This window comes from Thiothrix eikelboomii, assembly GCF_900167255.1.
Lineage (GTDB): Bacteria > Pseudomonadota > Gammaproteobacteria > Thiotrichales > Thiotrichaceae > Thiolinea > Thiolinea eikelboomii.
This window is the reverse complement of the sequence record NZ_FUYB01000017.1, coordinates 61,493-88,096: the sequence shown is the minus strand read 5'-3', so window position 1 is coordinate 88,096 and position 26,604 is coordinate 61,493. Positions and strand designations below refer to the sequence as shown.

At 45.7% G+C, this 26,604-nt stretch carries 26 protein-coding genes; 16 read left to right on the top strand and 10 right to left on the bottom strand.

The features are described from left to right. Positions 1–16: 16 nt before the first annotated feature. Positions 17–1,105, top strand: a complete 1,089-nt coding sequence (locus B5D50_RS14860) for a type II secretion system protein N (RefSeq protein WP_078923441.1) — start codon at positions 17–19, stop codon at positions 1,103–1,105. A 29-nt stretch (positions 1,106–1,134) separates the two neighbouring features. Here B5D50_RS14860 and B5D50_RS14855 read toward each other — a convergent pair whose 3' ends face one another. Next, complete coding sequence (locus B5D50_RS14855) at positions 1,135–3,288, bottom strand: RelA/SpoT family protein (RefSeq protein WP_078923440.1); 2,154 nt, start codon at positions 3,286–3,288, stop codon at positions 1,135–1,137. 86 nt (positions 3,289–3,374) lie between these two features. Further along, a complete protein-coding gene (locus tag B5D50_RS14850; protein ID WP_078923439.1) occupies positions 3,375–4,061 on the bottom strand; it encodes an HAD family hydrolase in 687 nt (228 codons plus the stop codon). A gap of 71 nt (positions 4,062–4,132) precedes the next feature. On the opposite strand from B5D50_RS14850, the gene B5D50_RS14845 reads away from it, so the two are divergent. From B5D50_RS14845 to ribF, 9 genes are all read left to right on the top strand, one after another. Then, positions 4,133–4,945 carry an esterase/lipase family protein gene (locus B5D50_RS14845; protein WP_078923438.1) on the top strand — a complete coding sequence of 271 codons (813 nt, stop codon included), beginning with the start codon at positions 4,133–4,135 and terminating at the stop codon, positions 4,943–4,945. Between the two features lie 126 nt (positions 4,946–5,071). Further along, positions 5,072–5,938, top strand: coding sequence for a TonB family protein (locus B5D50_RS14840; protein WP_078923437.1), 867 nt, complete (start codon positions 5,072–5,074; stop codon positions 5,936–5,938). Between the two features lie 5 nt (positions 5,939–5,943). Beyond that, complete coding sequence (locus B5D50_RS14835) at positions 5,944–6,507, top strand: YqgE/AlgH family protein (protein ID WP_078923436.1); 564 nt, start codon at positions 5,944–5,946, stop codon at positions 6,505–6,507. Between the two features lie 3 nt (positions 6,508–6,510). Further along, positions 6,511–6,948, top strand: coding sequence for a Holliday junction resolvase RuvX (ruvX, locus tag B5D50_RS14830; protein ID WP_078923435.1), 438 nt, complete (start codon positions 6,511–6,513; stop codon positions 6,946–6,948). Further along, a complete protein-coding gene (gene pyrR, locus B5D50_RS14825) occupies positions 6,929–7,435 on the top strand; it encodes a bifunctional pyr operon transcriptional regulator/uracil phosphoribosyltransferase PyrR (protein WP_078923434.1) in 507 nt (168 codons plus the stop codon). Before ruvX ends, pyrR begins: the two co-directional genes overlap by 20 nt. Before the next feature lie 70 nt (positions 7,436–7,505). Next, entirely contained in the window at positions 7,506–8,501 is a 996-nt protein-coding gene (locus tag B5D50_RS14820) for an aspartate carbamoyltransferase catalytic subunit (protein WP_078923433.1), read from the top strand. Further along, on the top strand, positions 8,498–9,790 hold the full coding sequence (locus B5D50_RS14815; RefSeq protein ID WP_078923432.1) for a dihydroorotase: 1,293 nt from the start codon (positions 8,498–8,500) through the stop codon (positions 9,788–9,790). The genes B5D50_RS14820 and B5D50_RS14815 overlap by 4 nt, the downstream gene beginning before the upstream one ends. A 3-nt stretch (positions 9,791–9,793) precedes the next feature. Beyond that, entirely contained in the window at positions 9,794–10,258 is a 465-nt protein-coding gene (locus B5D50_RS14810) for a tRNA (cytidine(34)-2'-O)-methyltransferase (RefSeq protein WP_078923431.1), read from the top strand. 1 nt (position 10,259) lies between these two features. After that, positions 10,260–11,171 (top strand): bifunctional riboflavin kinase/FAD synthetase, encoded by a 912-nt coding sequence (ribF, locus tag B5D50_RS14805; protein WP_078923430.1) that lies wholly within the window; start codon positions 10,260–10,262, stop codon positions 11,169–11,171. A gap of 11 nt (positions 11,172–11,182) precedes the next feature. Here the strand turns inward: ribF and B5D50_RS14800 are convergent, their stop codons facing one another. Continuing rightward, on the bottom strand, positions 11,183–12,196 hold the full coding sequence (locus B5D50_RS14800) for a class 1 fructose-bisphosphatase (RefSeq protein ID WP_078923429.1): 1,014 nt from the start codon (positions 12,194–12,196) through the stop codon (positions 11,183–11,185). 409 nt (positions 12,197–12,605) lie between these two features. Between B5D50_RS14800 and B5D50_RS14795 the strand changes: the two genes are divergently transcribed. The 3 genes from B5D50_RS14795 to B5D50_RS14785 are packed head-to-tail and all read left to right on the top strand — an operon-like array spanning position 12,606 to position 15,347. Then, entirely contained in the window at positions 12,606–13,223 is a 618-nt protein-coding gene (locus tag B5D50_RS14795; protein WP_078923428.1) for a sigma-70 family RNA polymerase sigma factor, read from the top strand. A 13-nt stretch (positions 13,224–13,236) separates the two neighbouring features. After that, entirely contained in the window at positions 13,237–14,061 is an 825-nt protein-coding gene (locus B5D50_RS14790) for a hypothetical protein (protein ID WP_078923427.1), read from the top strand. Then, a complete protein-coding gene (locus B5D50_RS14785; protein ID WP_078923426.1) occupies positions 14,058–15,347 on the top strand; it encodes a S8 family serine peptidase in 1,290 nt (429 codons plus the stop codon). The genes B5D50_RS14790 and B5D50_RS14785 overlap by 4 nt, the downstream gene beginning before the upstream one ends. A gap of 304 nt (positions 15,348–15,651) precedes the next feature. Here B5D50_RS14785 and hemF read toward each other — a convergent pair whose 3' ends face one another. Together hemF and B5D50_RS14775 are read right to left on the bottom strand one after the other, a co-directional pair. Continuing rightward, positions 15,652–16,584, bottom strand: coding sequence for an oxygen-dependent coproporphyrinogen oxidase (gene hemF / locus B5D50_RS14780; RefSeq protein ID WP_078923455.1), 933 nt, complete (start codon positions 16,582–16,584; stop codon positions 15,652–15,654). An 87-nt stretch (positions 16,585–16,671) separates the two neighbouring features. Further along, positions 16,672–17,625: an AEC family transporter gene (locus tag B5D50_RS14775; RefSeq protein WP_078923425.1), complete on the bottom strand. Its 954-nt coding sequence runs from the start codon at positions 17,623–17,625 to the stop codon at positions 16,672–16,674. A 145-nt stretch (positions 17,626–17,770) separates the two neighbouring features. On the opposite strand from B5D50_RS14775, the gene B5D50_RS14770 reads away from it, so the two are divergent. From B5D50_RS14770 to B5D50_RS14760, 3 genes are all read left to right on the top strand, one after another. Further along, positions 17,771–18,985: a class I SAM-dependent rRNA methyltransferase gene (locus B5D50_RS14770; RefSeq protein ID WP_078923424.1), complete on the top strand. Its 1,215-nt coding sequence runs from the start codon at positions 17,771–17,773 to the stop codon at positions 18,983–18,985. A 30-nt stretch (positions 18,986–19,015) separates the two neighbouring features. After that, the gene (locus B5D50_RS14765; protein WP_078923423.1) at positions 19,016–19,342 is read left to right on the top strand and encodes a DUF1840 domain-containing protein; all 327 of its coding nucleotides are present in this window, start codon (positions 19,016–19,018) and stop codon (positions 19,340–19,342) included. Between the two features lie 201 nt (positions 19,343–19,543). Next, positions 19,544–20,641: an RNA-guided endonuclease InsQ/TnpB family protein gene (locus B5D50_RS14760; RefSeq protein ID WP_078923422.1), complete on the top strand. Its 1,098-nt coding sequence runs from the start codon at positions 19,544–19,546 to the stop codon at positions 20,639–20,641. 13 nt (positions 20,642–20,654) lie between these two features. On the opposite strand, the gene hisH is transcribed toward B5D50_RS14760, so the two are convergent. The 5 genes from hisH to B5D50_RS14735 form a co-directional block, all read right to left on the bottom strand. Then, positions 20,655–21,281 (bottom strand): imidazole glycerol phosphate synthase subunit HisH, encoded by a 627-nt coding sequence (gene hisH, locus B5D50_RS14755; RefSeq protein ID WP_078923421.1) that lies wholly within the window; start codon positions 21,279–21,281, stop codon positions 20,655–20,657. Further along, on the bottom strand, positions 21,281–21,874 hold the full coding sequence (gene hisB / locus B5D50_RS14750) for an imidazoleglycerol-phosphate dehydratase HisB (protein ID WP_078923420.1): 594 nt from the start codon (positions 21,872–21,874) through the stop codon (positions 21,281–21,283). Before hisB ends, hisH begins: the two co-directional genes overlap by 1 nt. A gap of 64 nt (positions 21,875–21,938) precedes the next feature. Beyond that, positions 21,939–23,084: a ribonuclease D gene (rnd, locus tag B5D50_RS14745; RefSeq protein WP_078923419.1), complete on the bottom strand. Its 1,146-nt coding sequence runs from the start codon at positions 23,082–23,084 to the stop codon at positions 21,939–21,941. 312 nt (positions 23,085–23,396) lie between these two features. Further along, entirely contained in the window at positions 23,397–25,166 is a 1,770-nt protein-coding gene (locus tag B5D50_RS14740) for a trypsin-like serine peptidase (RefSeq protein WP_078923418.1), read from the bottom strand. Then, entirely contained in the window at positions 25,163–26,515 is a 1,353-nt protein-coding gene (locus B5D50_RS14735) for a Calx-beta domain-containing protein (RefSeq protein WP_078923417.1), read from the bottom strand. The genes B5D50_RS14740 and B5D50_RS14735 overlap by 4 nt, the downstream gene beginning before the upstream one ends. Between the last annotated feature and the right edge of the window lie 89 nt (positions 26,516–26,604).

Sequence of the window (26,604 nt, the reverse complement as noted above, 5' to 3'; positions counted from 1 at the left end):
TGCACAGGTTTGATCTATGCAAAAGCTTAAGCAACAACAACTGTTGGATCGTATGCTGGAAAAACTACCTGACCACGTAACTTTTTTACTGGTCATTCTCAGTGGTTTTCTCTTAGCGCGCCTCACTTGGACTTTATTTCCTGCAGACCCCGCCCTAAACCTTGCAGCTAACCAAACTGAGATTGCCCCTGCTGTTGAAGTGATTCCCGCCACTGCAAGCTCGATTGAGCTAGGGCAGGAATTAGCCAATTATCATTTATTAGGGGTGTATCAAGCGCCTGTGGCCCCAGCGGCTCCCGCTCCTGTTGTTGAGCCAGCTCCGGCTCCCGCCCCTGAAGCTCCACGGGTTCCCCTTAAATTGGTTGGGGTCTATGCGCTACCTAATAAAAATGGGGTAGCCGTAATTGAAGTTGGGGGTGCAGCCCAAAAAGTAGTCGGGATTGGTGAAGCTATTGCCGATAGCAACGGTGCAGTGTTAGAAAAGGTCTTTGCTGATAAAATCGAGATTAGCTGGCAAGGAAAACTCGAAACCTTAGGGATGCCGAAACTCGGCGATGCCCCTATAGGTGGTGCTGGCCAAGGTGGCGAAGCTCCGATTGAGGAATATATCCCTGAGCCAGAACCAGAAATCATTCCTGATCAATTAATGCTGCAACAGCAAGAAGCACAGCAACAACAACTTCAGCAAGAAGAAGTTGAAGAAGATGCTGAAGAAGGTGCACCTGCAGCACCTGTGCCGCCGGGGGCGGTTCCACCACCAATGCCACAGGTTGACCCTGAAGCTAATGCAGGGAGTGCTTCTGAGTTAGGCAGTTTTCGTCAACAAGTGGCACAAAACAATTTAAAACTGTTAGAAGTGATTCGGCCTAGCCCTGTTTCTGACCGAGGCCAATTGACAGGGTTTAGAGTAACCCCAGGGCAGAACGAGGCTTTATTTAGACAAACGGGTTTACAGGCCGGGGATGTTGTCACGGGGATTAATGGCACACCGCTAAACAGTAATTCATCTAGCTTGCAGGCTATGCAAGGCTTATTAACGAGTGCTAGTGCCCAATTAACCGTATTACGGGCTGGGCAAACCACCTCGGTGCTGGTCAGTTTTTAACTGAGACCAACCTAGCTCTAGCGCTTAGTTTACGAACGGCGCTGAGCATCTTGCACCGAAGGTAATTGCATTAATTTCTCTAATACCTCAGACAATTGTTCAATATCTTGAATTTGAATCGTTAAGTTAATGAAGGATATTTCTTCATTTTCTCTTGGCAAGGTATTAATTTCGTGAATATTAATATTGAGCCGAGCTAAGACATCGGCAACATCACGAACTAATCCCGGTTTGTTTTCTCCACTCACTTGAATATCAACTGCGTAATCCATTGTCCCCCCCCTCCAGCTCACATCAACTAAACGTTTTTTCTGTTCCTCATTTAGATGAAGGATATTTTTACAATCTACTCGATGGACGGAGACACCCCGACCAATCGTGATATAGCCAATAATAGCCTCACCTTGCAAGGGTTGGCAGCATTGCGCTATTTGTGTGACTAAATCGGCTACACCTTGTACCACCACTCCGCCGACTGGCTTGCTTAGAGCAACTTTTTTAATCTTACGAATCGGTATTTCAGTCGAACGCGAACGCAGCAGTGAATCAGAAAACTGCTTAGGGCTAATATCCCCACGCCCCAATGCAATCAGAAAATCACGTTCATTTTGCCGCCCGAACTGCTGAAATAAATCCTGTGCCTTGAGATTCGGGAAATTCAATTTGTGCTTTTCCCGCTCTAAAATCGCTACACCCTCTTGATAATTACGCTCATGGTTTTGTTGGCGAAACCAGTGATTAATTTTTTGCCGAGTACGCGGTGCTTTCACAAAACCAAGGCTACTATTCAACCAATTCATTTTTGGCCTTGGTTCTTTATTGGTGATTATTTCAACTTTGTCAGCATTTTTAAGCTCATAATTCAGTGAGGTCAGCCGATCATTCACTTTCGCACTATGGCAGCGATGACCTATATCTGTGTGAATAGCGTAAGCAAAGTCAATCGGGGTTGCGCCTTTAATAAGATCAACGATCTTACCCTTGGGTGTCACCACAAATACCCGATCAGAAAATAACTCTGCCTGAAAGTCTTCGATTAGCTCCCCATCATCCACATCCGCATCGAGCAAGCGCCGCATAGAGTTAATCACCCGCTCTAAGTTGCGATCATAGCGGCCACCTTCTTTATAACGCCAATGAGCAGCGACCCCAAGCTCAGCAAACTGATGCATCTCTTGAGTACGAATTTGGATTTCTACCGGTCGATCTGCAGAACCAATCACCACCGTATGAATTGACTGATAGCCATTCGATTTAGCATGATCAATATAATTGTCAAATTCCTCTTGAATGTGCGCCCAACGGGCATGAACCAGACCCAGCACTTGATAGCAAGCATCGTTATCGTCCACAATGATTCTAATCGCACGTAAATCATATAATTGCTCAATACTTACATGCTTGCGCTGCATCTTCTTCCAAATACTATAGATATGCTTAGGGCGACCATAGACTGTGGCTTTAATATTGGCCTCTGCCAACATGACCTGAATCGTCTGAATAAACTCTTGAATATAGTTTTCGCGTTGTAAGCGGGTATTTGCGAGCGCTTTGGCAATACTTTTATATTGTTGTGGCTCTAAAAAACGGAACGATAAATCTTCTAACTCCCATTTAACCTGACTAATCCCTAGACGATTCGCTAAAGGTGCAAACAGCATCATGGTTAAATTGGCCGCATGCATATGCACAGGGCTTAACTCTTCTCGTGCTAATAGCCGTAAATATTGTAATTGCCAAGCCAATTTGATTAGCACGGCGCGTATATCACCGACCATCGCCAACAACATATTACGCACGAGTTCGGCTTGTTCTTTTTGGGTAGGATCAGCCGCCCCAGCCGTATTTTCTCGAAAAGAATGCAAACTCCACATACCCGCACAGATACGACTCACCTGACTGCCATAATCACGCTCAATCTCACCCTGTTTTAACGGCTCAGCATACAACGGGTCAGAAAGCAGGGCAGCGAGTAGTGTAAGCTGTTCAGCTTCCATCAAACGCAGGTTTTCAGCGACATCTAAGCTACAAGGCTGTAAATACTCACATTCCCCACGCGCTATTAAGGGTCGAAGCGCCTTATAGAGTAGGTCTAAATCCTGCTCCTGCTTAGAAACCCATAAGCGCTGTACCCAAGTATCTAAGTCACGTGACTTAGGATTGACGGTTTGGCTGTGTTGCATATTAAAATATCCTGTCCGTCTTCATCCATGAAGCTAGCTATTGGCAGTTACACATTATTCTAATCAAAAAGAACGCCCTAGAAGTCTTATAATAATTTAACTAGAGCTTCTATTTCAGCAAAATTTGTCATAATCGCATCAGGCTTTAATCCTATGGGCGGCTCCCGCTGTTGCGGATTAAACCAGATAGTACGCAAGCCGACTTGCTGTGCGCCAATTACATCTTTTTCTGGGTCATCACCCACATAAACCATTTCATGCGCCGCCACTTGAGCTTTCATTAAAGCTTGCTGAAAAATTGCAGGATGCGGTTTGGCCACCCCTGCTTCGGCTGAGCTGAGTGTAAAGCAAAATAAATGACCAATACCAATCTGATGGACATTCGCATTACCATTGGTAATCACCCCTAAGGGATAGGTTTGAGACAAACCCTCTAGCTTGGCGAGCACCGCCGGAAAAAGCTTAACTTGATTACGTGCTTGCCAAAATACTTGAAAAACCTGCTCGGCCATTGAGGGGGCTAACTCCGTTTCAAGTGCTAATTGTTGCAACCAACGCAGTCGTAATCTAGTCAAATCATGCTGTAACTCAGGGTATTGCTCAAGGTAAGTGAGGCGACTGGTGATCAGTTGCTCCAAACTTGGATAGCGCGCCACTACAGCTGGATAATGTTGTTCTAGATAGTGAAACTGAGCCTGCTCCGCATGATGAAGGACTGAGTGGCAATCCCACAAAGTGTCGTCTAAATCAAAAGCAATACAGCGAATAGTCATCAAGCAGTCGTCAGGCAAAAGAAAACGATATACTAGCAGTAAATAGTCGATTTAACCGAGAAGGACCTTCTATGAAATTTTTTGCTGGCTTAGTGGTGCTGATTGTTAGTCTGCTTAGCGCAAGTGCTAAAGCAGCAACCTTAGTATTGATTCCGGGGTTTCAAGAGTCGGGTATGGCTTGGCGTTTTCAACATGTCACTTCAAGCTTAGAAGCCTCAGGCTGGGTCGATGGTGGCAATTTGATTTTAACGCCACAGGGTGTAGTCAATCACAGACCGCTGGCTAAACGCCCGAAAAAAGTCGTTTATACTCTCGAATTACCAAATCAGCGCTCCATCACTCAGCAAGCGGCGGTTTTGGATCATTACCTTAGAGTGCTGGCTGCAGAACGCAAAGAGCCACTCAGTTTAGTGGGGCATTCGGCAGGAGGGTTGGTAGGGCGCTATTGGCTAGTGACCGCCCAGAGTGTCCCTGTCGATACTCTCATTACCATCGCCACGCCACACCTAGGCACACCTTGGGCGGATTTTTCTGAGGTCGCCATTAATACACCTCTAGCTGAATTAGCCGCAAGCTTAGGTTTGGACTTAGCCAGTGCTCAACCGCTATCTAAAGAGCTACGTGAAGAGCGCCCGGGTAATTTTTTATATTGGCTCAACCATCAGCCGCATCCAGCCATTCGTTATGTTGCGATTGTGCGTAATAGCCAAAGACCAGACTCAATGGATTTAGTCGTACCCCCACACAGTCAAGCCATGACTAAAGTCTTTGCGCTTCAAGGGCAGACTGAAACTGTGCTCAGTGAAGGGCAACATTTTATCAATGCGAATGACGGTTATCGGATTGCAACCATTTTGGCACCGCCCCAGCTAAGGAAAAAATAGTGCCTACTAGAGAAAGCTACCTATCCCCAACCGCTAGTGTTACTATTTAAATAATAGGGTAAATAACCAAAGACCTGTATTGGCCTTAATAATAGAATCAATTAGCTACCTAGATAGACGATACCCATGAACGAGGCGATCTACGCACCGAATCATACACCGTTGATGAAAACACTGCCGTTTGCTTTAGCAGTGCATGCCGCTATTATTTTTGGTATTTCCTTTGCACCTTTAGTATTACCGCGCTTAGCGATACCGCCAGCTTTAGATATTACGATTGTGCAACTACCTAGTGAAGAAACACCGAAAGAAGTAAACTTTCTAGCACAAGCGAACCAAGAGGCTAGTGGTACGGAAGAAGAAGTCAATAAACCACGCAGTCCCTTAGCTTCGTCACTCTCAACTGATACGGGTGAATCACCCGTGCCATCAGAGGCAAGCACCGAAGACCTACAGCCAAAACTCGAACCGCAAATCCTCACAACCAAAGGCAACACCTTCACTGAATTAAGCAAAGAACCTGACCAACCTGATAACCCTAATCAACTGATTGCTGATATTACCGCCGATAGCGCTCGGGAAATTGCAGAATTATTAGCCGAGGTTGATGCCGCAGAGGCACAGTATGCACGTCGACCCCGCATTCATTTTATTGATGCTGTCAGTGCCAAAAGTGCGGTTGAAGCGGCCTATATTGATAGTTGGATCAAAAAGATTGAGCGGATTGGGAATATTAACTTTCCAGAAGAAGCCATTCGCCGCAATATGAGTGGTAAGCTGATTCTGAATGTAACGCTCGATCATGCGGGTCGTGTTGTGGATAGTCAGATTGATGTATCATCAGGCTTTAATATTTTGGATAAAGCAGCGCTACGCATTGTAAACTTAGCATCACCTTATCCACCACTTCCTGCTGATATTCGCAAGAAATGGGATCAGCTAAATATTACCCGCACTTGGATTTTCCATAGCGGTACTTTAAACACAGAATAGAGTCTATGCAGGCCATTTCCAATTTGCGTAACAACTTGCTGATTGCCATGCCTAGCATGGATGATCCTAATTTCGATCACACAGTCACCTTGATTTGTCAGCATGATGAACAAGGCGCGTTTGGTGTGACGATTAATCGTCCACTGGAAATCACTATAGGCGAATTACTCGCACAATTAGACATTGAACTCACCAATATCCAGCTAGCTAATCGTGTCGCCATGAGTGGTGGCCCGGTGCAATCAGAACAAGGTTTTGTCTTGCATAACACGAATCGCGCTTGGGAAAGCACCTTGCATATTGCTGAAAATCTATCAATTACTTCGTCGAAAGATATTTTAACGGATATTGCAACGGGCAATGGCCCTGATCAGTTTCTCTTAGTCCTCGGTTGTGCAGGTTGGAGTCCGGGGCAACTTGAGCAAGAAATTAAAGAGAATGCTTGGCTCACCTGTGATGCTAATAACTCCATCCTTTTCGAAATGCCTTATCCACATCGTTGGCGGGGTGCAGCCTCTACGTTAGGGATAGATCTTAACCTACTCGGCACGGCGGCTGGTCATAGTTAAAATATGTCGATTACGGTTTTAGGCTTTGACTTTGGACTTAATCGCACGGGTGTTGCCATCGCCAATACCCTGACAGGTGTCGCCACCCCTCAGACTGTTTTACATTCAAAAAACAAGCAACCTGACTGGCAAGGGATTGAGCGCTTAATCCATTTATGGCGACCTCAAATTTTAGTCGTCGGCCTACCACGCAAGCTCGATGGGAGTGAGAGTCGTATGCAAGCCACGATCTTAAAATTTTGTCGTGAACTTGAAAAGCGTACTGCACTCCCTGTACAGACGGCCAATGAACAATTATCTTCTCGAGAAGCAGAACAACGTTTGAAGAGCGCCCGCCAAGCCGGTCGCACCCAAAAAATTCGCAAAGAAGAAATTGACTCGCTAGCAGCCGCGATTATTTTAGAGAATTGGATGCAAGAACATGCCCACCCCTCCTTATGATTTACCTGAATTACTCAAGCAGCTCGCTGAGCAGCTCACAATCTATTTACAAGAACATCAAATTAACAATCCTGTACTGGTGGGGATAGAGCGCTCTGGGGTTTGGCTAGCCGCTGTTCTACATGAACGCTTGCAACTCACTGAGGCTTTAGGCAGTTTAAACATTAGTTTTTATCGGGATGATTATCATCGTACTGGCCTCGCCGTACAGACTGAACCTTCACGTTTGCCCTTAAGTTTAGAAGACCGACATATCATTCTAGTGGATGATATCATTCATACCGGACGCACCATTCGTGCTGCTATGAATGAGTTATTTGACTATGGGCGACCTGCTAGTATTATTTTAGCCACCATTGTTGCGCGCCAGGGTCGGGAACTACCGATTGAACCGCAAGTCTGCGTACTCCGTGAAGATCCGGGTAAAGACTATATTTATCATATCTCCCAAGACCCCTTACGCATGGAATTGGTACGTAAAACCTAATACAAAGGTTTATCAGGCTGAGACAAACTTGTAAAATACAGCCACCTTAGCCATCTAGCGAATATGCCTCATGCACCCTCATCTAAAACCCGGCCCTTTGCCTTTGAGCATGCAGCTCGCGCCGGGTAATCAATTAAATCATTTCCTGACTGTTGAAGGGCTACCTTATCAATTGCTGCACGATATTATGGATCGCGCCGAACAGTTTGTAACTTTACCCGCTAAGCAACAGAAAAAAGCACCTTTACTACGTGGTAAAACGGTGATGAATTTATTTTTCGAAAATTCGACTCGCACCCGTGTCACTTTCGAAATCGCCGCACAACGCCTTGGCGCTGATGTGATTAATCTTGATATTCGGACTTCATCGACCGCTAAAGGTGAAACCTTACTGGATACCGTGCGCAATTTAGAAGCGATGAATGCCGATATGTTTGTCGTCCGTCATGAACATGCGGGGACGGCGCAATTCATCGCTCGCTATTCAGCTCCGCATATTAGTGTCTTAAATGCAGGTGATGGTAGACATGCCCACCCGACACAGGCGATGCTCGATATGTTTACGATCCGCCAAAAGAAAGGGGCTTTTGAGCCACTCAAGGTCGCCATTGTCGGTGATGTCCTGCATTCACGAGTAGCACGCTCACAGATTCATGCCTTAACCACACTATTGACTGGCGAAGTGCGGGTGATTGGCCCGAAAACCTTAATCCCTGCACATATCGAACGCATGGGGGTAAAAGTTTTTCATAACCTCGATGAAGGTTTGCGCGATGTGGATGTGGTGATCATGCTGCGTTTGCAACGGGAGCGAATGGCTGGCGCACTCCTACCTTCCGAGCGTGAATTTGCGAAATTATATGGTTTAAACGAACAGCGCCTAGAACTCACTAAACCCGATTCCATTGTGATGCATCCAGGACCGATTAATCGTGGGGTAGAAATTGATACTGAAGTCGCTGATGGCGTGCGTTCTGTGATTTTAGAGCAAGTCACCAATGGGATTGCAGTACGGATGGCGGTCATGGCCATGATTATGGGTGGCAATACAGGGAGTGCAGCATGAACTTAATCATTCAACAAGCACGCCTGCTTGATCCTCGTTCTGGTACTGATCAAATCACCGATGTCTATATTCAAGACGGACTGATCCTAGCGATCGGTGAACCGCCGCAGTTAACCTCTTTTCAAGCTGACGAACGGGTCAATGCTGCTGGGATGTGGCTCATGCCCGGCGCGATTGATCTAGCCACTTGGCTACGTGAACCGGGCTTAGACCATAAAGCCACCTTAGCCAGTGAAACTCGTGCCGCTGTCGCCAGTGGCGTGACTACTTTATGCTATCAACCCGAACCGGCCACGAGTATTGATAACTCCGCTGCAGTCAATTTAATTCGGAAGATTAATCAGGGCTTACAGCTGGCTAAAGTCGAAGTCATCGGTAATATGACCTTTAAGCTCGAGGGTAAGCGCTTATGTAATATTGGAGGCCTGCGGCGAGTAGGTTGTGTCGGTGTTACCAATGGTTGGCAGCCGTTTGAAAACCTGAATGTATTGCGCCGTGCGATGGAGTATACCTCAACCCATGATTTAACAGTCTTCATGTACCCCTTAGAACATGGCCTAGCGGCAGCGGGGGTCATGCATGAAGGCGAGGTCTCCACCCGGTTAGGCTTGCCTGCGATTCCCTCTGCCGCAGAAACAGTCGCAGTGGCACAAATTATTGCTTTAATGGAGTTAACCGGTAGTCGAGTGCATTTTTGTCGTTTATCAGCCGCTGGCAGTGTGCGCCTGATTCGTCAAGCCAAACGCGAAGGGTTAGCTGTCACGGCGGATGTGGCCGCTCATCAACTCTATCTGACTGAGCGCAATGTATTAGATTTTGATCCGCTGTGTCATGTACGCCCGCCGTTACGTGCCCAAGCAGATCGAGATGCTTTATTAGAAGGCTTAAGTGATGGCACGATTGATGCCATTTGCTCTGATCATCAGCCGCACGAATTGGATGCTAAACTAGCGCCTTTCCAGCAAACTGAGCCGGGGATCTCCGCTTTAGAAACCCTAGTCCCATTAACTTTACGCCTCGCTGAAGAAGGTGTGCTACCTTTGCTATCAGCCTTAGCTAAAATTACGGCTAATCCAGCAGCAATCATTGCTAGCCCCGCCGGTTGTATTGCCCCCGGTGCACCCGCTGATTTAGTGCTATTAAAGCCGGAGGTGCTTTGGGATTTCAGCTTAGCCACTATGCGTAGCCAAGGTAAAAATACTCCCTTTGCAGGCTGGAGCTTTCAAGGCCAAGTACAACGTACCTTTTTGGCAGGTCGAACTGTTTATCAAGCTCAAGAGGCTAACTGAGCGATGTTCCATGTAGCTTTATTTGAACCCGAAATTCCACCGAATACTGGTAATATTATGCGCTTATGTGCCAATACGGGCTGCTACTTGCATCTCATCCATCCGTTAGGCTTCTCTTTGGATGAAAAGCAAGTACGCCGTGCGGGAATGGATTATCGGGATTTGGCGGTCGTACAAGAGCATGAAAACTTTGCTGCTTTTAATCACGCGATGCGCGGTAAACGAGTATTTGCTTGCACGACTAAAGCAAAAAGCTCTTATGCGGCTACAGAATTTCAACCCGATGATGTCTTGCTGTTTGGCCCAGAAACACGCGGTTTACCTGAGATTTTGCTGGCCAGCTTGCCAGAAGAGTTAAAGCTACGTATCCCCATGTTGCCAGATAGTCGCAGTTTAAATCTGTCGAATACCGTAGCGATCTTCGTTTATGAAGCTTTGCGTCAGCAAAACTTCACAGGCTTAAGTTAGTATGAAGCTATTACGCTCATGGAAGCAGCAAACACCGCCGTGTATTGCCACCATTGGGAATTTTGATGGCCTGCATTTAGGTCATCAAGGGATTATCCAACAAGTAAAAGCACACGCGGCTCATTTAGGATGGCTATCCACCGTGATTAGTTTTGAGCCTTTACCCGCAGAATATCTCCGTCAACCGCCACCGACTCGTATTTTGCCGCTACGCGATAAGCTTATTTATCTACAAACCTTAGACATTGACCAATTTGCCTGCTTAACTTTCAACTCAGAGCTAGCCACGATGGAGCCCGAGGATTTTATTCAAGACATTTTATTAGCAGGCTTACAAGTACGTGCCTTGGTCGTTGGCGATGATTTTCGTTTTGGACGTAAACGGCGCGGTGATTATCAGATGCTGCAAACCCTAGGGGCAAAGCAAGGTATGGAGGTTGTGCAAAGCTCTACAATAGTACACACCGAGGAGCGGGTAAGTAGTACTTGGGTGCGTGAAGCCCTAGCTAAAGCCAATCTCAGTACGGTTAACACGCTATTGGGGCGAGCTTATACTTTATCGGGTCGAGTACGACACGGTGATAAATTAGGGCGGACAATTGGCTTTCCAACCTTAAATTTGCGTATCCCTGAAAATATTGCTTTGCGTAAAGGGGTCTATGCAGTGCATGCTTTTCAAGGTAGACAAGCTCCCATCAAAGGCATTGCCAACCTAGGTGCGCGCCCGACCGTGAACGGCTTGCAAAGCCGTCTTGAAGTACATCTGTTCGATTTTTCACAGCAGGTCTATCAACAGCATTGGACGATTGAACCCATCACGTTTATCCGTGACGAACAACGCTTTGCATCATTTGAACACCTAAAGCAGCAAATTAGCCGGGATGTGGAACAAGCACACAGCCTGCTCCACTAAACCTTTAAGCGCTAAGCAAGATGATAATCAACCACGCGCTGTACTTCATTTTTAGAACCTAAAACAACAGGTACACGTTGATGTAAAGCATAAGGTTGCAACTCTAAAATACGCTCCCGCCCCGTACTCGCCAAACCGCCAGCTTGCTCAATCACCATCCCCATCGGATTGGCCTCATAGAGCAAACGTAATTTACCTTCCTTACCTGCTTTGCGCATTTTCTCATCCATAGGGTACATAAATACCCCACCCCGCGTCAGAATACGATGTACTTCCGCGACCATCGACGCGACCCAGCGCATATTAAAATCCTTGCCACGGACACCTTCTTTACCTTCGATACATTCTTGGATGTAACGCTGCATAGGCAATTCCCAATGGCGTTGGTTGGAGACATTAATCGCAAATTCTTTAGTGTCTTCAGGGATTTTTACATGATCGCGAGTGAGTATAAACTCCCCACAACTACTATCTAAGGTGAACATACTCACCCCACGCCCAGTGGTCAGCACCATAATGGTTGAAGGACCATATAAGCAGTAACCCGCCGCAACCTGCTGAGTCCCTGCTTGTAAGAAGTCCTCAGCACTTGGGTTTTCTATCCCAACAGGTGCACGCAAGATAGAAAAGATGGTCCCCACCGATACATTCACATCCATATTGGAAGAACCATCCAAGGGATCAAAGGTGACTAGATAAGAGCCACGGGGCTTACCTACTTTCAGGTTATAGACCGTTTCCATCTCCTCAGAGGCTAAAGCAGCGACATGCCCATTATTCTCTAAGGCCTCAATGAAGACATCATTAGAGATAATATCCATTTTCTTTTGGATCTCACCTTGGACATTTTCTGAGTTAGCCGTGCCTAAGACACCTACTAAAGCCCCTTTTTTAGTCAGGCTGGCTAATTTCTTACAAGCCGTCGCGATGTCGTTTAATAAGCCCGTAAACTGCCCACGCGCACCCGCAAAAGTGTGCTGCTCTTCAATAATATATTGTGTCAGTGTTGTACCAATTTGATACATAAAATCAGTCCTAAAACAGAATAAAAACCGCTTTATGAGCAAGTCGACAGAACAATCTTGCTCGATCATGAATGTTCAAGAATAATAGCAGCATGTCTTTGTATAACGATATAGACCCATTGGTGTAAAAAGACGGGTCCGAAGACCCGTTAGATTTGCGAGGGAGTATTATAATTTTATGATGACTAGTTCGAGTGTGTTAGTGAAGGTTGTTTAGGGCGCCAACCACTCTTAAATGAGCAGTGTAGTGTAACTTGGTCAATTCTCAGTTCTACGGCAGCCTGTCAACCAATGACTCTCTGTCGTGCCAAGGCCACCGTCGGTTCATTTATTTTTATGACTCAGCCGCTTGTGCAAGAAAAAATCACAAGAAGTTCAAACCAAATAATGACTCAAGGCGACGAAGCTAATGAACGGTTCAATCAAGCACCAAGAAACAGCTAACCATAGTGCGGAGCAACACATTAGGCAGGGCGATGAGGAACTTTTAAGCCAAATTGCTCAAGGGGATCGACAAGCGTTTAGTCGTTTGTATTTGAAGTATCAACCACGTTTGGTAAGCTATTGCGCTCGCTTACTTAAAGATGATGTCGCCCAAGCAGCCGATATTGTGGATGATGCGCTATTTGATGTATGGCGATCCGCTGATAAATTCGAAGGCAAATCGAAAGCCTCTACATGGATTTATTCCATAACACGCAATAAGCTTATTTCTTGGCTAAGAAAAACATCTGAAGTTATTTTAGATGATGATGCCATCATGTTGGCAATGGAAGACAGCGCTCCCAATCCTGAGGAAGCTCAGATTGAAGAGGACATGAAGGATCAATTACTGCGCATGATGAACCATTTGACAGATGAACATCGAGATGTCTTAAAACTCACGTATTTTGAAGATAAGTCTGTTAAGGAAGTTGCTGACATCTTAAAAATCTCGGAGAACACTGTCAAAACACGCATGTTCTATGCTCGCAAGCGTTTAGGTCAAATGCTTGAGAAAGCTGGAATCATGGAATTCGATATATAAACAGGTCATCATTATGAGTCATCTTGAGTCCAACACCCTCTTGGAAGAGGCGCGCCACCTGCTTCCTTGGTATCTCACCGATAAGCTTAGCAAAGCAGAACAGGCCTTAGTGAATCGAGCTTTGGAATTATTTCCAGAGTTGCAGTCTGAACTCAGACAAGAAGAAAAGATGATGCGCTTGGTATGCACCAATACCAGCTTATTAGAGTTATCGGCTTTAGATACTACCGAACAACGCTTAAATAAGTTATTAGCCCGCATTGATCGTGAAGAAGATAAGCCTGAAGAAGCTTCACTGCATCCACTAAACTCAGCGCCTATTGCAAAGAATCTCGTCATACCACCAGTGATCAGTACGGATAGCCCCAAAACCCGCCCTCCAGTGCAAAAAAAATGGTTGGAGTTTTTGTGGCGTCGGCCTTTATTTAATCTGAATTGGCTAACACCCGCTAATGCTGTTTTTGCGGGTTTAGTTGGTGCACAAATCGCTTTATTAGCTTACGGGCAGTTTGCCAACGAGCCTGATGTCAAGTTCAGTGTTGCGAGTGTCGCCACATCCTCTGCACAAACCAATACCGATGGTAAAACTGAGCTGAGTCGTTTTTTAGTGCAATTTGCGGATGATGCTAAACATCTTGAAGTCTGCGAGTTTCTTAATCAGTGGCAGGCACATATAGTTTCTGGCCCGAATGCCCAAAGCATTTTTACGATTGAAATGCCTGTAGCACCGAATATTGACAAAGTAGCTTTAGCTGAAAGCATCATGCAACAAACTGCGCAACAAAGTTCACCCGTGTTATTTTTAGGCCCACAATTTCAGGATAAAACGACGCAGTGACTAAACTTGCCGCTTCACTAGCTTTAGCCTTAAAGCAGCACGCTCAAGGCTTGGGCTTAGTTTTTATTAGCTTAAGCGCTGCCTCTTTGGTCGCTGCAGCACCGAATGATCCTAAAATTAGCTACGACTCGCCTGCTTGCCATATTTCAAATGCTTGGTGTGTAGGCAATATCCATAATACTGACCGTGAGTATCGTAAAAACGAATTATTGTTATTGTACGATGCACAGCAATCTTCTCGGTTTGCGGAAGATATTTTACAGCGCTATCGCCTGACTCAAAAACGTAGTGATGAATTAAACTCAATCCGCACTAAGATGCTGACCGTAGCGACCAATGGTCAAGATCCCAAGGCCTTAGTCGATAGTATTAATAAAAAAGAAGAAAAGGTTGAAGCTAATTTAAGTAGTTTGTTTTTTACAGCAGCCACGACACCGACTAAGCCCAGTCCAGTCGGTTATCCCTTGGATTTAACGGGGATAGCCCAAGCCCACCAATTTACTAAAGGGGCGGGAGTAAAAATTGGGATGGTTGATACCCCGATTGATATTCTGCATCGCTCACTCGATAACTCGAAAGTCAGACGGGTTGAGCTGATTCCAGCAGGGGATGCCAATAATCAAAAGCATGGCACAGCCATCGCGGGGGTCTTGATTGGCCAAAACCCTCGGATTGGGATTGCACCTGAAGCCTCTTTGTATGCTGTGAGTGCCTTTAGTGCTGACCCCAAAAACCCAAATGACCGCAGTAGTACTGCAGGCCTAGTCGCGAAAGCGATTGACCTCTGCATTCAAGAAAATGTTGATATTTTGAATTTGAGCTTTGCAGGTAAAAGTGATCCTCTCGTACAAAAAATGATCCAAAGAGCGATCAATAATAGAATTATTGTCGTTTCTTCAGCCGGTAATGGCGGTCCTACCGCTGAACCTGCTTATCCTGCTGCGATTGAAGATGTGTTAGCGGTCACCGCTGTCGATGAACAGGAAAGCCTGTTCAGACGGGCTAATCGTGGTTCTTATATTGATCTGGCTGCACCGGGGGTAAATATTTTTACCACCTCTCCTGCGGGTACTTTCGATTTAGCCACTGGCACGTCGATGGCAACCGCGCATGTGACGGGCTTAATTGCCTTACTACTTTCCATGAATAAACAAGGTGTTACACCTAGCCTTTTACAACAAACCGCGATTGATCTAGGCAAACAAGGTCGTGACAATGATTATGGCTATGGCTTAGTCAATGTGGATCGTGCTTTAGCTGCCCTACGTGCTTCAGCTAACCATTAATATTAATCCCTAAAAACTTGATCTAAGCCAAGAAAGCCTTTGGTTGTCCGTTGGTGTTTGATCAAAATCAAAGTAGATTTTTAGCCTCATTGCAAAATTAAGCTTGTCACAGTCCATCACAGTTCAAGTCGGAGACAAGCGTATGTTGAATTTTTTCAGCAGTATGACTGGCATTTTGATGATGACCAGCCTCACCATTCTGTTTATTTTGGGGTTTTTAGGTTATTTATTTTGGAAGCTTATGAAACTTTCCAATCATAAGCCGCAACCCGGAGAAAAATCCTGGTAAATCCACAGATCAGGTTTAGCAGCTAGCTAAACCTAACCAATCACGCGGTTTTAGGAAATCGGTGTACAGTCGAGCTTCGGCAGAATGCGGCGCTGGCTGCCAGTCATAGCGCCATTTAACCAAAGGGGGCAAAGACATTAAAATCGACTCAGTGCGACCACCCGACTGTAAGCCAAATAAAGTCCCGCGATCATACACTAGATTGAATTCGACATAGCGCCCCCGCCGATACAGTTGGAAATCGCGTTGTGCTTCAGTAAACGGTAACTGCTTGCGTTTTTGCACAATCGGCCGATACGCTTGAATATAATGATCGCCGACACTTTGCATCAATGCAAAACTTTGCTCAAAGCCCCCTTCATTTAAATCATCAAAAAATAGGCCGCCGATCCCACGTGGCTCATTCCGATGCTTTAGGAAAAAGTAGTCATCACACCAGCGCTTATAATTGGCATAAACCTCTGCCCCAAAAGGATCACAGGCTACTTTAGCCGTTTGATGCCAAGATACACAGTCTTCTTCAAAACCATAATAGGGGGTCAAATCAAAGCCACCACCAAACCACCAAACCGGTGCTTCAGTGGGGTGCTCAGCTATGAAGAACCGGACATTGGCATGCGAGGTTGGCACAAAGGGGTTGTGTGGATGAATGACCAAAGAAACACCCATAGCTTGAAAACGACGCCCTGTAAGCTCAGGGCGGGCTGCTGTCGCCGAAGGGGGTAGAGTCGTACCAAAGACCTGCGAGAAATTCACTCCAGCTTGCTCAAACACTGCACCATTGGCTAATACCCGAGTTTGCCCACCGCCCCCACCTGGACGCTCCCAAATATCCTCTACAAAATGAGCTTGCCCATCTTCAGCGCTGAGCTGAGTACAAATATCAGCCTGCAAAGCCAGTAAATAGTCTTTAACCACAGCAATATGGGATTGTGTCGGGTGTGTCATATTGGGAATACCCATGCCTAAACAGAAAGTGGCTTATTGTAACGAGATTTTGTCGCCTAGGTCGATGATCTAGAAACAAAACCTGACTTACATCAAGCCCGCTGCTTTTAATAGAGCAATTCCCAGACTCGTACTTAAAACCGAACCTAGGGTAGTGACCACAATAATATTCGCTGCCAAGACACTATTCCCCCCCATCGCTCTCACCATCACATAACTAGCTGCTGCAGTAGGAGCAAACGCCATTAGCGCCATCACACCCAAACTAATCCCAGTGAAGCCAGCCCAAATCCCACCTAAGATAAAAATCGCTGGAATAAAAATTAGCTTACCGAGGCTTGCACTGATCGTATTATGCATATTTTGACGCATCGACTTAAAACTGAGCGAAGCACCCGTACACAAGAGAGCGAGCGGTAAAGTCATTTGTGCAAAATACTCGCCTGACTTTAATACCACTGCAGGTAGTTTCCACTCTAGATAAGACACCGGTAAAGCGAGCAAAATACCGATAATCAATGGGTTTTTAGCAATACCTTTAATGATCGGCATGATACCCTGCCCTTGCTTATGCAAAGAGCGACTGAGCGTAATCACAGAAAGAATATTAAATAAAATCGTAATCAAGCCTAAATATAAAGAGGCTGCGACGACGCCTGCTTCACCATAGGCATTCGCACAATAGGCAAGGCCAATAATCCCCATGTTTGAACGAAAAGCACCTTGTACAACCACACCACGGTCTTCGGGGGGCTGTACACTGAAATAGGCGAAAATTTCCAGTATGAGATAACTGATCAGTGTCAGCACAGCTCCTAAGCCAATCAAAGCAAAGTTAGCACTGTCACTGAGCTGGGTTTTGCTCACGCTAATAAATAGTAAGGCAGGCAAGGTAACATTAAAAACTAGACGCGAACCCGCTTCGACAAAAGCATCGGTTAAGATACCGATGCGCCTTAGATAAACGCCAAGGCTTAAAATTAGAAAAATCGGCCCCGTCACATTCAGCGAAAAAACGAGGGAATTGAGAAATTCAGACATGATCTTAGTTATCAGTTTCAAAAACTCACTCTACGCCTGAGCTTTCAACGGAACAATAGTTCATTATAAAAAGCCAGTACGATCTTATTTGACCAAAGGGAAAGCTCACAGGTATAACAACAGCCTGTGCATTGGAGACCTTGTTTTGACTACCAAATCCGCTACCTCTAGACCGTCCTATCCGCAAGTACTGCTACATCGGGGCCGTGATAAAAATGTACGTGCTCGCCATCCGTGGGTATTCTCAGGGGCGATTGCCAGCGTCAAAGGTGAACCTGCTTTAGGTGAAACGGTCGAGCTACGCTCCGAGCATGGTGACTTGCTAGGTATGGGTGCTTGGTCGCCACAGTCACAAATTCAAGTGCGCTTATGGGCGGTAGGCCGTGCCACTATTGATCGCCATTTCTTTGCTCAACGGATTCAAGCGGCGTTTCAACAGCGACAAACCTTAGGGATTAGCACCCGCAATACGGGTTATCGTCTACTCAATGCAGAATCCGATGGTTTGCCCGGCGTTATAGTGGATAAATTCGGTGACTGGCTGATTCTGCAAGCGCTGACGGCTGGGGCAGAGTATTGGAAGGCTACCTTGGCTGAATTATTGATGGAGTTGATTCCTTGCCAAGGTGTGTATGAACGCTCCGATGTTGAGATTCGCAAGAAAGAAGGCTTGACCACCACAACTGGAGTTTTAAGAGGCCAAGCACCGCCTGCATTTATTGATATTCTTGAAGAAGGTCGCCACTATCGGGTCGATGTCATCAATGGACACAAAACGGGGTTTTATTTAGATCAGCGCGATAATCGCTCTGCAGTTGAGCAATATGCGCAGCATAAAACTGTTCTTAATTGCTTTTCCTATACCGGTGGCTTCTCGATTGCGGCACTCAAAGGCGGAGCGGTGAAAGCGACGAATATTGATGCCTCTCAGCCTGCTTTAGATTTAGCTGCTCAGGCGGCTGCATTAAATGGCTTCACCCCTGAGCAGATGGAGAATATTCAAGGCGATGTCTTCCAGCTTTTAAGACAATATCGAGATGAAGGGCGGCAATTTGATCTTATTGTACTCGACCCACCTAAATTTGCTGAAAATAAAAGTCAAATTGAGAAGGCCGCCCGTGGCTATAAGGACATAAATTTACTAGGCTTTAGGTTATTAAAACCACAAGGCTTACTATTTACCTTCTCATGTTCTGGTTTAATGGAGAGCAATTTGTTTCAAAAAATTGTGGCAGATGCGGCAGTAGATGCGGGTTGTGATGCAAAAATTATTCGCAAACTGGATCAAGCCAGCGATCATCCGACCGGCTTAGCCTTTCCTGAAGGCTATTATCTAAAAGGCTTGATCTGCCAAAAATAACTTATTTACCTGTTGATAAGGAGTTAAACCATGTTAGTTCGTTTCGATAGTAAAGTGGGAGCATTCTCAATGTTTGAAAAAGATGCGCGCACGATGATCAAGCTCATGGGGCATAGTGACACGATTCCAGGCGCCATTTTAGGTGCGGATGTCGAAAAAACCTTACAAACCTTTCAAACCAGCTTGAACGAAGTCGCTAAACAAGAAACTCAAGATCGTTCAACAAAGTCAGATGACGAAGAGGCAGAAGAAAGCGTTTCCGTCAATCGGCGCGCTTATCCCATGTTAGAGCTGCTTAAGAAAGCAGCTAAACACACAGAAACCGTGATGTGGGATTTTGACGAAAAACTGGTTTAAGACCTAAAATTTACCGAAAAAGCCGTAAAGCCCCTTTCTTGAGGTGGGGCTATCGGCTAAACACCGATTAAAGCGGTCTATCCTGTTGCTTGATGTATTGCTTAAGAACGGTCAAGGGCGCACCGCCAACACTGCCGACCCGTGCGAATAGCCATAGACTCACTCTTTAATAATTCATTAAGGCTAGTTATAATAAGCCTTATGACAGAAAAGGCCAATCTCAAAACGCTCAAAGTTCGCATCAAGGATAAGCACAAGCTGATTCTTGAACGAATGGCATTTGAGGTGAATCAGGTCTGGAATGCGGCGAATGAAATCACGGCGAATTATTCCGATATACCTATTCCCGAAGTCGGCTGGTTAAAAACCTATTTCTCTGCGTTTGATCTGCAAAAAGACTTGAAGCGCCTTAAAGCGGAACGTGGATTTATCTTTCATTCAACCACGGTCCAAGAAGTGATTGCGGCTCACCATAAAGCCCGTCGTCAATTCAAAACGGATAAGCTGCGCTGGCGGGTATCCGGTGGAGCACGGCGATCCTTGGGCTGGATTCCGTTTAAGGTCGGTGCTGCCAAGTGGAAAAGCGGACAAGTCTATTTTGCAGGCCACTACTTCAAGGTATGGGATAGCTACGGGCTGGCTCAATTTGAGTTTCGTTCGGGTTCATTTTCTCAAGATGCACGCGGACGCTGGTATTTCAATATCGTCGTTGAAGTCGCTCAAACGACCTCCTCAGCAATAGGGCAAGTCGGTGTTGACTTAGGTTTAAAAACCACTGCTACCTGTAGCAATGGCTTAAAGCTCGAGTCCGAACAGTTTTATCGTGAGTTAGAACCTAAACTAGGCCTAGCTCAACGCGCTAACAAAAAGCAGCGTGTTAAAGCTATCCATGCCAAGATTAAAAACCGTAGGCTAAACCATCTTCATCAATTCACTACGCAAATAGTAAAAAATAATGCGTTAATTGTCGTAGGCGATGTGAGTTCAAAGGCCTTAGCCAAAACCAAAATGGCTAAATCTGTATTAGATGCGGGTTGGTACACCCTCAAAACACCGCTTGATTATAAATCGAAAGCGATGCAAGCCGTGTTTATAGAAGTCAATGAATCATACACCACCCAAACTTGCTCGTGTTGCGGCTGCATAAGCTCCAACAGTCCGAAAGGTAGAGCGGGACTTGGAATAAGAGAATGGACTTGCCCTGAGTGTGGGGCTATGCATGATAGAGATATTAATGCAGCACGGAACATTCTCGCGGCAGGACATTGCCGCCTCGCTGGAGGAATCCTCGCCCTTTAGGGCGGGGAGGATGTCAAGGCTGCCAGTGCATAAAGTTCGCCAGTAGCCGTAAACCATCTGCCGCTGATTTTTCAGGGTGTGCCTGAATGGCAAATAGGTTTTCGTGGGCAATGGCAGAGGCATACTTCAAACCGTAGCAAGTGCCTCCAGTGACTAACTGGGCATCTTCTGGCTGTACATAATAGCTATGCACAAAATAGAAACGCGAATTATCTGTAATTCCAGCCCATAAGGGGTGTGGCTGGGTCTGCTGGATTTGATTCCAACCCATTTGCGGTGTTTTCAACTGAGCCAGTGCTAGACTTTTAAAAGAGTTTACTTTACCCGCATAAAGCCCCATACACTCCACACCACCATTCTCTTCCGAGAAATCCATTAGCACTTGCATCCCCATACAAATGCCTAAAAAGGGTTTGGTCTTGGCAACTTCGCGCACGACTTCAGTTAAACCTCGAGTTTCTAGCTCACGCATACAATCACGCGCTGCACCTTGCCCGGGAAAGACAATTCGATCAGCATGGCGAATAAAATCAGGATCTGCTGTAATTGTGATTTGAGTTTCTGCGGGGGCTACATGAGTGACTGCACGCCCCACCGAATGTAAATTCCCCATATTGTAATCAATAATGGCAACTTTCATTAGAGGGAGCCTTTGGTTGAGGGCATAATACCAGCCATGCGCGGATCAAGCTCTAACGCCATTCTCAAGGCACGTCCAAACGCCTTAAAAATAGTCTCAGCCACATGATGTGCATTGTGCCCACGTAGATTATCAATATGCAGGGTCACTAACGCATGATTCACAAAGCCTTGGAAAAACTCAAAAAAGAGATCCGTATCAAATTGGCCAATATGCGAGCGGCGATAATCAGCATGATGCTCCAAGCCGGGGCGACCCGAAAAATCAATTACCACTCGCGATAAAGCTTCATCCAAGGGTACATAGGCATGTCCATAACGACGCAAGCCTTTCTTGTCACCGACTGCTTGCTTCAGGGCTTGACCTAAGGTGATGCCAATATCTTCAACACTATGATGATCATCAATATGGCGATCACCCTCGCAAGTGATGCTCAGATCGAGCATGCCATGTCGTGCAACTTGATCTAGCATATGTTCAAGAAAAGGCAGGCCCGTATTAAAACTAGACTTACCTGTACCATCCAAATTCACAGTAACAGCAACCCGTGTCTCTAAAGTATTTCGCTCCACCGTGGCAATCCGCTCGGTCATATCAATAGCCTATCCATTCAAACGACTAAAGCTAGAGTTTAACATAGCTTCTACTCAGATTAGATCAGTCTTCAATGCTTAAAGCTTGGTCTTGGATACGGATACTGGCTTTACCACTTAAAATACGTGCAAATAACTCATTTACCAAGCTGCCTCGCCAATCATCCGAAAGTTGAGTACGGCCTTCGGTCAACATTTTTTCGATTTGTGCTCGACTGGCGAGCATCGCCGCCGAAATATTGTGTGCTAAGGCTTGCTGATTAACGACTACCATCAATAAATCAGCGACTAAGGACAGTTCAGCATCTAATTTCCGCCGCCGAGGTAAGTCAGGCCAAGCTTCCGCCGGCAAAGCTTGGGCTTGGCGAATCAAGCCTAACCACAGTTGACCATAGCGAGCAATTTGCTCAGCACTCAAACCCCGAATCGCTGAGAAATCAGTAAGTTCGCGATTTTTCATACGCGCCATATCGACTAATACTTCATCTGTTAGTAACCAACGACGGGGTAAATCTTTTTGAATAGCCAAGGTCTCGCGCCACGCGGCTAATTCACGCAGCACCGCCAACTGCTTAGACTTTAATAACTGGACACCCTTCACCCGCTCCCAACTCGTCCAAGGATCAGGCGTATATTCACTGGTTTCAGTTAAGCGTTCAAAGGGTTTATTCAGCCAATTTAAACGCCCAGTTTCCTGCAAGCGTTGTTTGAGGAGAGGGTAAATTTGTCGCAAATAGCGCACATCATCAATCGCATAATCCAACTGCTGATGGCTAAGTGGCCGCCGCGCCCAATCCGTGCGAGATTGCGATTTATCCAGCTGTATACCGAGTAATTCCTCAACTAAACGCGCATACCCGAGTTGATCACCCAAACCCAAAACGGCCGCCGCAATTTGGGTATCAAACAGCGGTTTAGGTACTTGCCCACTCAAATGATAAAAAATTTCCAGATCCTGCCAAGCAGCATGGAATACTTTGAGCATTTGCGGCTGCTGCAACCAAGCAAAAAACCCTGATAAATCTTGAATACTTAAAGGATCAATGCAGACTAAATCATCCACCGTCGCTAATTGTATTAAGCACAAACGAGGATAATAGGTTTTTTCTCGAATAAATTCAGTGTCTAAAGCAATCCAATCAGAATACTGAGCTTTCTCCAAAAAGCTATTTAATTGCTCTGGCTTATCAATATATTCAAAATCGGTCATGAGTGTCACTGCAAGAAAGTAATCGGCTAGTATAATTGAATTGTACTAGCTCGCATATTTTAGAATTTAATCATACACTAATATATTTGAAATCAAGGCTTTAACTCGCAGTTAAATTTGACTTCTACAATTTTTTGACTAGAATCAAAGCTATCTATCTGCCTAACTCAATCAGTTTTTCATTCCTCAACCGCTAGTGAGGAAGCTAGCTACGGTGCACTAAACCTGTAGCACATTCTGGCTCGGAAACATGTCTTTGATTCCGAGCCGTATTTTAAAAAATGAGAAACTACTCTTTTTATCCGCATTTTATCAAAACAATAGAGTTTCAATATATTGATTGATCTCTGTTATTGTTTTTCTTTGTGAATCTGTAAAATCAAGCTGTGCGATTAAAGCGGCATCTTTTAATCCTAATAAATAACGGATAATCAGCAAACCATCTTTATCAGCCTCTAACCGATGATCACCATCAATGTCGAGGATTGGCTTGAGTAAATCGAGCTTAGCTTCTAACTCTGCCCAATTTACCGGGGTAGTAGCTACTTGGCGGGTGAGCTGATCACCACGCTGCCCCGCTAAATAGCGGGCGATAATAATGCCATCCACTAAAGCATTTAAGGGTTGGTTGGTATTCAATAAACTTGCTAGAGGCTCACCCTTCGATTCCAGCCAAGTTGCTACATACGGATGAAAACGCTCTAGGCGGGTATATTCATCAGGTGCATTTGGTTCAGCACAGCTAGAAGAACCACCGACTAGACTCCCTTTAAAATAGGCTTGATCATTTAGGCTAAACCATAGACCTGAACCACTGCTACCTTGAGCGGTGATGCCTTCAGTCCAAGTCACTTGCGTAAAATTGCCGAGGGGGTCTTTGGTGACCATATAACCTGTAGGTGTCGATAAAATACTGGCATAACTCACAAACTTGCCTTGGCTAAACTGCTGCGGATAACCAGAGCCATGATGAATACCGACGACGGCGGCACTAGCAGGTAAAGCCTCCAAAGCCCAACCCGATAAAACCACGCCCACCGGTGGGGGTGTACGGATACGGACTAAGCTACTATCTAACTCACTCCGGGTCGCTAGCAAATCTGCTCCCCCAGTTGTTCGCACCCAAGTTGAATAGCCTGAACCGCAACTCGTCTCTTGATACAACCAATAAAAATCCATGCTAGCCGCTGCACTTGCCTCATTAATACAATGCGCAGCGGTCGATAAATAAGGAATTTGCGTACTCGTATCTTTATCGGCTAATAGTGTACCGGTACATAAATAACTGCTACCGGTGGCATCAGTGAAAATATAACGAGCCACCGCTTTAGCCGTGGTCTGCCAAGCGGCTGGAGCACACGCCATACTGAGGTCACAACTAGAAAATTTTAAAAATGAATCACTTAACTTAAATTTTTCCGTCTTTAGATCATAATCAATATGCGAAATTTGCGGAATAGTTAACTTGATTTGTGCAGGGTCGATGCCCGTGGGAATAAAGACTTCCAGACCCAAAGCACTACCACTGACAGTCGGCGTCCATAATTGAAACGGCTGAGTAGTATCCAGCTGAGTGAAATCGGCTTGTTGATAAGCACCAAACACTTCCGCGCTGGCTTCAAGAGAAAAGACCCGTAACTCAACGCCCTTAGGCAAGGGCTGGTCTAATTGCAGCAGAGCACGTAAATTAGCCGCAGCTTCCGAACTAAGCATAAATTGGGCGGCTTGCCCATCTAACACCGGCATCCAGACCCAATCCTGAAGTTCAGGTAAGGCTGGTATCTGTCGCTCAATTCCTATTTTTAAAGCTCGATGCTGAGTCTTGTGTTGTTGCAAGGCTGCCAGCTCTGTGGTGCTCGGCACACCCAGCTGCAGGGAAGGTATAGGGAATAATAGACTGTTTAACCGACGGTTTGCAGGGTTTAGAGCCGATAATTTCAGCTGAGTCTGGCCTAATTCGGCCTTGAAGGGCGCAGGTTGATAAAGCTCTGACTCTACTCGCTCAGCCGCTTGGCTAATCGGCAATAAACTACTCAGGCTTAATAGCCCAAGACAGAAAATGCGCAAGCTCAGTGTGATCATGATTTAGCTCCAAGCTGCCCTTGACCTAAGCGCAGGTGAGCGCAGGCTAAGAGGGCAAAACCGACTATTAAGAGCAGTAACATGGATTCACTTAAAGTCGGTATAGAAGGTGTTTGAGCCTGATTAAGCGGTAAACTGGTATTGAGACGCGATTCATCATCCAAGAGCAGCAGCTCAACTGTATTAAGCTCAGATAGGTGATAGGCCGTCTGTGCAGATAAATTGATTTTTAAAGTTTCATCTTGCTCTTGCAGGCTATCATTGAATAAATTCACCACCAAACTGCTATGTGCTTGACCTGCAGGGATGATGAGTGAACTCGGCAAAGCCTGATAATCCTGACCGACACTTGCTGAACCTGCTGTCTGTAGCGCCACAGTCAGTCCGAGGGACAGATCCTTAGCTTGGCGCGCTACGGTTAGCTTGACCGAAGGATCACTTCCTTCTAACACTTGTAATTTAGCACTCGTCAGCAACACCGTCGGTAAAGCATCAACACTGGCATCTTGTAATGTCACATTCGCTTGACTCTGGCTAGCTAACTGATAATGGTCATTGGTTTGCAAACTCAAGCTCACAGTCTCATCGGCTTCTATTTGAGTATCTACTAAAGGAGTAAGGACAATATCCGCTTGTTGACTACCGGCTGGAATAATCACCGTACCGCTTAAAGCCACATAATCACTCCCCGCTATCGCCGTACCACTGACCTGATAATTAATATTTAAAGCACCACAGGCCGTTGGTAGCGGCGTGGCAAGGCTAACTTGGAAGCTTGCTGTATTGGCCGCTTTTTCATTCGCCAATGCATCGGTTGCCGTAATACTCACGAGGGGCTTAGCACAAATTATTAAAGGGCTGGTTTGGAACTGAGTCGCTTGTGCGGTGGCTGAAGCCGAAAAACGAATCGCCGTCGCCCCTGTAAAACCAGCTTTGGTACGAAATTGGCTACTGAATAGATTCAAGGGAAGTTGACCAACGCCGGGCCAATTCGCATCCCTATCGACCCAAGCGAGCACCCAATAGTGATCCGTGGCCAGATCACCATCTAAATTCTGGGTATCAGGACTTATCGCACCGATGGGTTGGAGTTGATGGCTATAAGCGGTTTGGCTGACTCGCTCCAAAGTATTGGAATTATAATGCACCCTTAGACCCAAACCTGTTGAATTTTCAGTATCAGGTGTCGTCACTGTATACCTTAAATTAACCGGAACAATAACTTGCGGATCAGCGAATACGAGGGTAAGCGTTGGTTGGACAACTTGAGCGGCTTGAGTCTGTGTCGCCATCAACACTAACCAAACAACACTGGCAAACAACCACCATAAGGGTTTGAGCTTATTCATGCCTGTTGATTATTTTTATAAATGAGTAGGGCTATGGATAAGTTAACAAAAGCCCTTACTAAGAACAATCAATTACGGATAGAAACACA